1 protein-coding gene is annotated in these 300 nt (G+C 74.7%); it reads right to left on the bottom strand.

The window, feature by feature from the left end:
• Positions 1-125: 125 nt before the first annotated feature.
• Positions 126-296 carry an ABC transporter ATP-binding protein C-terminal domain-containing protein gene (locus tag A5481_RS35595; protein ID WP_156655692.1) on the bottom strand — a complete coding sequence of 57 codons (171 nt, stop codon included), beginning with the start codon at positions 294-296 and terminating at the stop codon, positions 126-128.
• Positions 297-300 lie beyond the last annotated feature (4 nt).

Raw genomic sequence — 300 nt, 5'->3', positions numbered from 1 at the left:
CTTGCCGGCGCCGTTGCGGCCCATCAGCGCCACGACCTCGCCGGGCCGCAGCGTCAGGGTGACGCCGAACAGCACCTGGGCCCGGCCGTAGGCGGCGGTCAGCCCCGAGACGTCGAGAAGCGCCTTCATGCCACCGCCTTCCGGCGCGCGCGCATCGCCGCCTCGGTGCCGGCCTCGCCGAGATAGACCTGCTTCACCCGCGGGTCGGCGCGGATCGCCTCCGGCGTGCCGGCGGCGATGATCTCGCCGCGCACCAGGACCAGCACCCGGTCGGCATGGGCGAACACCGCCTCCATGTCG

Origin of the sequence: Methylobacterium platani, from assembly GCF_001653715.1 — a bacterium.
Taxonomy (GTDB): Bacteria; Pseudomonadota; Alphaproteobacteria; order Rhizobiales; family Beijerinckiaceae; genus Methylobacterium; species Methylobacterium platani.
The sequence above is the reverse complement of the archived record's forward strand: the minus strand, read 5'-3'. Positions and strand labels throughout refer to the sequence as shown.

Excerpts from the sequence above, each read along its gene's own strand:
- A5481_RS35595 (WP_156655692.1), bottom strand. The coding sequence starts at position 296 with ATGGAGGCGGTGTTCGCCCATGCCGACCGGGTGCTGGTCCTGGTGCGC.